We start from the raw sequence: 5,684 nt of genomic DNA, 5'->3' as shown, positions 1-5,684 counted from the left end.
GTTTTTTATTGTTGACGTTTTTGTTTGTTTAGTTTTCAAAGAACAATTTCTTAAAAACAGCTTTCTTATTGTATTCTCGACTGAATACTTTGTCAATCCTTTTTTAAGGATTAATTTTTCATCAGCGACAATAATCATTGTATCACGCAAATTCGCACTTGTCAACTTCTGCGAAATATTTTTTCTTTAAAAAATTCGTTTTTGAAGTTGTTAACGAATCAGCTTTCTTATTATATTCTCAACCAAATACTTCGTCAACCCTTTTTTAAAGGATTAATTTTTCATCAGCGACAATGACTATTGTACCATACTAATTTGCATTTGTAAACTTCTACGAAATATCTTTGGTTTAAAAAATTCGTTTTTGAAGCTGTTAACGAATCAGTTTTCTTAGAATATCACCTTCCGTATTACCTGGCAATAGAAAGTTTTTCCAGTTGCATTGATTTTACTTAAATAAACTTATCCCTTCGCTCTTTGTTAGGCAACATCTGAAAAAATATGTTGCATTCAAAACATCTATTTTAATAAGTAGATGTAGGCAGAAGAAAAAACGGGTTACAAGAAAGCATATTAATGGAAGCAATCCGATCCAAATGGGAATCTTGTCCCAAGAATAGACACTCCTTATATTTATACATTGATTGGATTGCTATACAACAAAGTTAACTCTATTTACCCTCACTTAACTGAAGTTAATTCGCTTAGAATCGCACCAGTAAGAGCAGATGCTCCTCCTGCAAATGCCGTATAATAAGAGTAATTTGAAATAATGTGTTCAGCAATTTTATCTTGAATTTCCTCTATTGGCATCTTTGAAGAATATTTTTCATAATATTTAGTTTCCATCTGTTTCACATCTCGTTGTACTGTCTCTGGACTTGCTATAATAATATCTATTGCTTTTAATGTGCGGGTTTATCTACTTCCTCTGGTTGTAATTCTATTCTTTTTACCTTTTCCCTTTTATTTTCGTGGTTTAATTAAAAAATATGAAGTACTAACTACACCTACCATTATTCTGTGTTATTCAATAAAAAACGAAATTGTTTTACAAATGTTTAGGAAGTTATTCGTAAATCTGTATGCTGATAATCATATTTGTGTTCAACGAGAGTACGCTCATTATGATCATTGTGAATGGATTGACGATCGATTTCATCTTTGATATTTTTTTCATTACTGTTATTTATCAATTGTTCCTGATTCGTTGTATCTTGAGAAATATCACGTTCAACTGACCGTAAAAGTGACCTGCTATCACTTAATTTCCCATCCTGCGAATGATCTGTAAGCTCCGTATTGTGAATATCTGAATGTTCTATTGTAGCAGCATCTTCCCTGTTTACATCTTTGAAACTTTTACGATTTGTCAAAGGAGCATTTGCAAGATTACCTCCGTCTAAACGCCGGCACAGTAAATCTTCAATTGAAGTAACGCTACCTTTCTGATCATCCTTTCAGTTTGACGGTCCATCAACTGTTCACGATCAGCAGTCCCAGCTTTAACCCTTGTACTATTTTTGAATTGAGCAAAAGTTTGCTGCCCTACATCGCCAGTAGCTCCCTTAAGAGCATCTTTTGTTGCCTAAAATGTAGATAAGATAAGCAATACTTTCAACCTGATCATTGAAATTTTGCGTCTAAATCCTTAATTTTAGAGTTCTTTACAATATTTTTTTACCTAGCGATCCATTCCTTTTTGTCGTTTCTTTTTCTTGTTTCGCTGTTCAAATTCATCCTCCCTCCACTTTCGATCTGCTTCACGAATTGCCCCTTCAAGAATCGAAAAGAAGTCTAATTCATTAGAAGAATTGAAATTATATTGTGGAGTGGAATTACCAAGAATGCCCGATTGTATTTCTTCAACATTATCAAATGTTTGATTTTTAATTGCATGTTGAAGTTGCTCTATTTTATCTGGACCAATTTCATCTGCATATCGCATGCATTCATGATAAAACATTTGTTTAAATGATTGATTATCAATCTGAAATTCAGGATATTTATTACGCAAAAGTTTATAGTGTTGATCTTTTTTAGATGATTCAGTTTTATTGCTATTAATGCAATATAAAGAGAAAATAATTTCCTTTTGTTCCTCTTTTGAGTACTTTCTTGGTGGATCTGAGAAATCTTCCGGGGTGATGCTTTTTCCATAGTACTCCTCTGCCATCACAAAAAATTCCTTCTGTTCAATCGTTAAATAATTACGTCCATCCCAACTAGGATACATTTCTTGTAGTTGATGATTATAAAGCTTATCCATTAATTCTAACGATTTTTTGATTATTTCTTTTTGCTGCAATAAGAACTGCATTTGTTTTAATTCTTTATCAGAAGCATTTTTAATGGTAGATGGATCAGCAAAATCAACCCCATTTTTAACACGTAAAGATTCAAATTGATTTTCTATACGCTGTATTTCTTGCTGCAAAGATAAAACAAATTGTGGTCGATTATTTAATAACCGATTGAGATCTTTTTCAATTTGCATTTTCTCTAATTCACGGCAGATATTTTGAATATCATAGGTGTTTAATAATTTATTTTGCGAAACGGTTATGTCAACCACTTCTATTTTTTGGTCTTTAGTTAGCTCACTTTTATTTAAATTTGGATAATACTTTTCTAAAAATCGATTGGCTTCCATGTCTAAGATGGATTCAGCTTGATTTAAGATATCTGTTTCTTTTTCAATTCGGTTTAATTTTTTATATTTATCAATGGAATTTTGTTGGAATTCAAGACGGGATTGCCATTTTCCTAACTGTACTTTTCTAGCGTTAATATTTTCATAGTTAACAAACATTCTTAAATATTTAGTTGACTCACGGAGTAGCTTTTTTTCTATAGGAGTAAAGCGACGAATAAACTTTTCCGTTCTTTCTTTGGCATGTTTTTCTTTCTTCGCTTCCGCTAGTTCAATAACTGTTTTGTTGTACTCTTTTCTTGCATGATTCATTTGAATCCGATCGGATTCTTTTCCTTGACTATCCATTTGTCTTGCGACAAAACCCTCATGGATCGTTGGAACCGTTTCAAGTCCCCTACTTTTATTCGATAAATGAGTGATTCTTTCGGAAAAACCATTTTTCTCTAAATAATTATTAGCATAAAGAGCCCACTGTTCTCTCCAATACATCAGTTTTTCTTTTGTATTCCAATCCGTTGTATGTAAAGCTTTAATTTGTTGTTTTCCGTCGACTATTTCTTTTACTTTCATTTGTTTATTTCCCCATGATCCATCTTCATTAAAGGGACGAATCGTTAACATCACATGAAAGTGTGGATTTTCTTCATCATCCCGGTGGATGGATAAATCCGCAACCATCCCATCATTCACAAAAATATCCTGACAAAACTCAATGGCTAAACATTCTTGCTCATCGTGAGGTAATTCTTTAGGCAAGGCGACATTAATTTCACGAGAAAGCTGCGCGTTCCATTGTTTTTCTTTTTTCTCCACTTCATTCCATAAAGTTTGACGATCATAAACCCAATGTGGCGCATGACTAGGCCCAAGAATATGAGTAATCGGTTTCACTTTTCTTTTGTAGAACTTTTCCTCATTCGTTCTTTCATCTATCAATCTTTCACCAGAACGATATGCTGCAGCCGCAATGGTATTTTGCTGTTTTTTTCTAGAAATGATCTGATTCGAGAAATGATAGATTGCCATCGTTATAGCACCTCAACTTAGTTTAATGACATGAGCGAAGCGAATTTTCAGAGACGCTTCACGAGATTGGCTCCTTCAAAGAAGGGACCAACGCGCGATACCAACGAAGTGGTATATAAGTGCCCCCTTAACTTCGTTTTCGGGAACATCATACCATTTTCCAGCTTATGGTTCAAATGCTATAATATAGGAAATTTACCAAATTGGAGTGTTGAAAATGACAAAGCAAAATACAAAAGAACAAATAACCAATATTGAAGAACAGATTAAAAGATTAAAAGACAAACAAAAACGAATTTTAACAAATTCACAGAAAGAAATTGGCAAGTACTTAATGGATACATGGGGAGTTGAAGGTATTAAGGAAGCAAAAGTCTTAATAGATTCGCTGAGGGATCAAGTAAAGTCCTATAGGGAAGCAGCTTCATCTGATGAAGAACACAATAAAACAGATTTTAATACGTCGTTAAGTAATTCTGTAGATTAGGGTAATAGATATGTCAAATAAAGACGTTCAAAAACTAGAAGATAAAATAAAAGTTCTCGAACAAAAAAAGAAAGCCCTAGAATACAAAGTTTCTAATGAGGATCGCCGTGCCAGAACAAGAAGATTGATTCAAAAAGGAGCACTCTTTGAAAAATACCTAGAAAATGAAGATGATTCTCTTGAGTTTACAGAAGATTTATTAAAGGTTTTAGCTGATTTTAGAAAGAAGAATAAAGATTATGTTTATCGCCAAATTCAAAAAATAAAGGAAAATCAATAAACACATGAATAATAGAAAAAAACTTTAGTTTTCATTTGTTCCTTTGGCCTTTTTATAAATTAGATTATTCTATTTTTGCATGTATGTAATAATTAACCATTTTTACTCATGCTTAGTCTCACATCAAAAAAGTAGAGAAAATATACAAACGGGTTCTGTTTCCTATCACAAAACTTTAACTTGCATCGCATTTTGCGGTGCTTTTTATATATTAAAAATATAAATACCCAAGTTATAACTGAGTTGCATCTTTTTGGTCAATTTGTTTTGATAATCCGTTCCAAATACTTTCCCCGCAAAACCTAATCCACCTTTTTGTGGGAAGACAAACTCAACACTTTCTTGCTATTCATAACATATTAAAAATTCATTAAAGAATGGTGATTAAAAATGTTGCCCACTATCATTACTGGAACTAATGGTGTAACATATCAAGGATTTCCTCCTCTGATGTTCGGAGCATGGACTCAACCTTTGCTTGGTACGGCTCCTTATCATTATCTTATCGGAGGTACCAGGTATAATATACAACCATGTGCACCTGGAACTCAGAATTATTTTCCATATTTGGAACCAAGTATTCCTTTTCATGCTGATAGGATCGATAAAATGATTAACGCAGTAAGAATAGCAGTTCAAGAAGCATTAGCAATAAGTGGTTGTATGGATTCGCAAAGATTATTCGATTACGTTAATAACTTATTAGTAACTACAGATCACCCACGATTAGATTATCTAGATATGATTAAAATAATGATTAAATTAGTTGAAGAAGGTTGGATAATAGCGAAAGTGAATAGCACAGACATTTTAGATTGGGAATGGTGTAAATACACCTTTCATTCTTGAAGCATTAGATAAAAATTTCTCATTGCTTGTGAGATGGATTCATTTAAAAAAAGACTAGCGTCGTCAATATACAAATCCTGGGACAAATAAAATTAAAAATGTTTTTAGTCATAACCAATTTTTTATCGAAAATAAGTTGTAAATACAAAGGTGATTTATTATTTTTTTACACTGCTGCCATCCACTTTGAAAACGAATGGTTTCGAGATTTTCAATTTCACCATAATGTGCTTAAAGAAGCTAGACTAATATTACCAAAACACACAAGTACTCCATATAATGGACCCATAAATCTAGACACGAAATAAGGAGATGTTAAAGTAGGTTTATGACAAAAAGAAATCGATATACACCAGAGTTTAAGTCTCAAATCGTGCTAGAAATAT

Annotated in this window: 6 protein-coding genes; 3 read left to right on the top strand and 3 right to left on the bottom strand. The window is 32.5% G+C overall.

Annotation, left to right across the window (positions count from 1 at the left end; genetic code table 11):
* Positions 1-681: 681 nt before the first annotated feature.
* From JN080_RS28155 to mobQ, 3 genes are all read right to left on the bottom strand, one after another.
* Positions 682-849 (bottom strand): hypothetical protein, encoded by a 168-nt coding sequence (locus tag JN080_RS28155; protein WP_256239256.1) that lies wholly within the window; start codon positions 847-849, stop codon positions 682-684.
* A gap of 212 nt (positions 850-1,061) precedes the next feature.
* Positions 1,062-1,376 carry a hypothetical protein gene (locus tag JN080_RS28150; protein WP_256239255.1) on the bottom strand — a complete coding sequence of 105 codons (315 nt, stop codon included), beginning with the start codon at positions 1,374-1,376 and terminating at the stop codon, positions 1,062-1,064.
* 308 nt (positions 1,377-1,684) lie between these two features.
* Positions 1,685-3,682: a MobQ family relaxase gene (mobQ, locus tag JN080_RS28145; RefSeq protein WP_256239254.1), complete on the bottom strand. Its 1,998-nt coding sequence runs from the start codon at positions 3,680-3,682 to the stop codon at positions 1,685-1,687.
* 217 nt (positions 3,683-3,899) lie between these two features.
* On the opposite strand from mobQ, the gene JN080_RS28140 reads away from it, so the two are divergent.
* The 3 genes from JN080_RS28140 (at position 3,900) to JN080_RS28130 (ending at position 5,298) form a co-directional block, all read left to right on the top strand.
* On the top strand, positions 3,900-4,169 hold the full coding sequence (locus JN080_RS28140) for a hypothetical protein (protein WP_256239253.1): 270 nt from the start codon (positions 3,900-3,902) through the stop codon (positions 4,167-4,169).
* Between the two features lie 10 nt (positions 4,170-4,179).
* Positions 4,180-4,449 carry a DUF3847 domain-containing protein gene (locus JN080_RS28135; protein WP_256239252.1) on the top strand — a complete coding sequence of 90 codons (270 nt, stop codon included), beginning with the start codon at positions 4,180-4,182 and terminating at the stop codon, positions 4,447-4,449.
* 390 nt (positions 4,450-4,839) lie between these two features.
* The gene (locus JN080_RS28130) at positions 4,840-5,298 is read left to right on the top strand and encodes a hypothetical protein (RefSeq protein ID WP_256239251.1); all 459 of its coding nucleotides are present in this window, start codon (positions 4,840-4,842) and stop codon (positions 5,296-5,298) included.
* The last annotated feature ends 386 nt before the right edge of the window (positions 5,299-5,684 follow it).

The sequence above is a fragment of the Bacillus sp. EB600 genome (assembly GCF_024494385.1).
Classification (GTDB): domain Bacteria; phylum Bacillota; class Bacilli; order Bacillales; family Cytobacillaceae; genus JAEVLT01.
This window is presented reverse-complemented; position numbering and strand designations above follow the sequence as displayed.

Excerpts from the sequence above, each read along its gene's own strand:
- JN080_RS28140 (WP_256239253.1), top strand. The coding sequence starts at position 3,900 with ATGACAAAGCAAAATACAAAAGAACAAATAACCAATATTGAAGAACAG.
- JN080_RS28135 (WP_256239252.1), top strand. The coding sequence starts at position 4,180 with ATGTCAAATAAAGACGTTCAAAAACTAGAAGATAAAATAAAAGTTCTC.
- JN080_RS28155 (WP_256239256.1), bottom strand. The coding sequence starts at position 849 with ATGGAAACTAAATATTATGAAAAATATTCTTCAAAGATGCCAATAGAG.
- mobQ (WP_256239254.1), bottom strand. The coding sequence starts at position 3,682 with ATGGCAATCTATCATTTCTCGAATCAGATCATTTCTAGAAAAAAACAG.
- JN080_RS28130 (WP_256239251.1), top strand. The coding sequence starts at position 4,840 with ATGTTGCCCACTATCATTACTGGAACTAATGGTGTAACATATCAAGGA.